The organism is Paracraurococcus ruber (assembly GCF_004353985.1).
In the GTDB taxonomy this organism is placed as follows: Bacteria; Pseudomonadota; Alphaproteobacteria; order Acetobacterales; family Acetobacteraceae; genus Paracraurococcus; species Paracraurococcus ruber.
This window is the reverse complement of record NZ_SMOA01000522.1, coordinates 1-1,937: the sequence shown is the minus strand read 5'-3', so window position 1 is coordinate 1,937 and position 1,937 is coordinate 1. Positions and strand designations below refer to the sequence as shown.

The window sequence follows — 1,937 nt, the reverse complement described above, 5'->3', positions numbered from 1 at the left end:
TCCTGACCCCATCCTGCGGCGGCCACGCGCCGACCGCGAAGAGAAGCGAGTGACCTACGGGAATGACTTGAGGCGAGAGGAACAGCTTGACCCCCTAACCCCAATCAGAGAGGACTCTCAGAGATTGTAGGCGACCTTAGTTTACTGAAGTGGATGGTCAGCGCCTCGCTTGCCGTCGCGGGCTTCGGCCTCGCGGCCGCCGGCACAACGCTGTAGTTCGTTGTGTGGTTTGTGACGAAGGTGGGGGCCTGACACGAGCAACGATTAGATCTCGCGCTGGGCGGCCGCGATGGAGGAGCGCCTGATTGCTGCTGTCAACGCCACCGAGGGACGGACAGATAACAGCCTCGCCCAGCTCCGCGCCGCCCTGCTGTGGTTCGGGTCGTCCTGGGCGGCCGAGAAGCAGATGGAGTTGATGGTCGTACCACGTCTCTCAATGACCTGCTCGGGTCCGAGCACCGCAACGGAGTTGCGGGTGGAGAAGTGCGCGCCCCTTTCCATAGGGCCTGTTGCGGGCGAAGGAATGTGGCTTGAGCAGGTTGTAGACGCCAAGTACATCGTCATGACCGCGCCCTGCCTGGGGACTGAGCATCCAGGCGGATCAGCCGCCAGGAATGCTTGCCCTCCTCCTGGTGAGGCACGGCGCATCGTCAAGACCGAAACAGCTTGAGTGCGCGACCGCTGTTGTATACATCAGCGTTGCTGGGAGACGGTTCGGACGTTAGGGCCTGGGGGGCGCATCGCGCAACATCGGGCCATCCCGGCACCACAGCATCTTCGTAGCGTAGCGATGGCGCTTCCTCGGCTGCTCTCTCGCGCGCTGACAGCGTTGCCGCGCTGGCGTAGCTTGGCGCGGCCCTGGCCCGAGCGCCGCAACGGGGTTCGAGCGAGGAGATGCGCGCCTCGCTCCCAGGGTTACCGCTGAAACAGCCGTATGCCGCAGCTCAGTACCAGCGGCTGCGGAGACGGGCGGAAGTACATCATCGGTGTCCATGTCGACAAAAGATATGGATACCACCTCCTCACGAGGCCACCCCTCTTCGCATGGCATCACCGACTGTGTCGGCAACTACCCAGTGGACACAACCATTGATCGTGGCATGGGGCTTATCGAAGCCGAAGCATTGGTGTTGATGCTGGGACAATCACTTGTTTGATCCGCCTGCCGTGACCAGGACCGGCAACACCATGCCCTCGCCATTGTCCTCGAAACCGATGCGCAGCGGCGCGCCAATCCACAACCTGTCCGCTTGCGCATCGCGCAGTTGCGCCACAATCCGTACGCCTTCCGGCAAGTCGGCAGTCACGACAGTGTAGGGCAGCTCCCCGCGGAAGGCTGGGTGGTAGGGGTGATGTGCCACCGTCCAGCTATGTACCGAGGCCCTGCCGCTGGCCTCGATCCAATCCGCTGCGAAAGAATGGCACGCATCGCATAGCGGGCGAGGGTAGTGCCGCATCCGGCCGCATTCGGCACAGCGCTGCAAAAGGAGCGTCCCACGAGCAAGACCTTCCCAATAGGGACGGCTATCGGTCGTTGGCTCAGGCGCAGGCTTTGCGGGGATGGCAGTCTGCATCGTCCTCATCCCCTCGCCATGATTGCGATGGTGCCATCGCCCAGATCGCCATAGCCCGTCACCAGCCCCACCTCCGCATCCGGCACCTGGGCTCGCCCGGCTTGGCCGCGAAGCTGCCGCACCAGCTCGACCACGTGGTTCATGCCTGCCATGTGGGACTGCGACAGCAGCCCGCCATGGGTGTTCACCGGCAGCCTGCCCTGTAGCCCAAGCGCGCCTCCCTCGACGAAAGCGCCGCCTTCCCCTTTGCCGCAGAAGCCGATGTACCGCACCCGGCTCCTTGGACAACTGGTTGGGCTACGCGGCGCGCCTGAAGGTCTCCTCCTGCCAGGCGGCGCGCCTGTCGGCGGGGCTGCGATGGCC

3 protein-coding genes are annotated in these 1,937 nt (G+C 64.2%); 1 reads left to right on the top strand and 2 read right to left on the bottom strand.

Annotation, left to right across the window (positions count from 1 at the left end):
* Positions 1-289 precede the first annotated feature (289 nt).
* Positions 290-670 (top strand): hypothetical protein, encoded by a 381-nt coding sequence (locus E2C05_RS31420; protein WP_133223529.1) that lies wholly within the window; start codon positions 290-292, stop codon positions 668-670.
* Positions 671-1,145: 475 nt separating this feature from the next.
* Here E2C05_RS31420 and E2C05_RS31415 read toward each other — a convergent pair whose 3' ends face one another.
* Positions 1,146-1,574 (bottom strand): Zn-ribbon domain-containing OB-fold protein, encoded by a 429-nt coding sequence (locus tag E2C05_RS31415; RefSeq protein WP_158292498.1) that lies wholly within the window; start codon positions 1,572-1,574, stop codon positions 1,146-1,148.
* A gap of 5 nt (positions 1,575-1,579) precedes the next feature.
* Positions 1,580-1,846: a thiolase C-terminal domain-containing protein gene (locus E2C05_RS31410; protein ID WP_408901644.1), complete on the bottom strand. Its 267-nt coding sequence runs from the start codon at positions 1,844-1,846 to the stop codon at positions 1,580-1,582.
* Between the last annotated feature and the right edge of the window lie 91 nt (positions 1,847-1,937).

Bases quoted from the DNA above. Each gene is read 5' to 3' on its own strand.
- E2C05_RS31420 (WP_133223529.1), top strand. From the start codon at position 290: ATGGAGGAGCGCCTGATTGCTGCTGTCAACGCCACCGAGGGACGGACA.
- E2C05_RS31415 (WP_158292498.1), bottom strand. From the start codon at position 1,574: ATGCAGACTGCCATCCCCGCAAAGCCTGCGCCTGAGCCAACGACCGAT.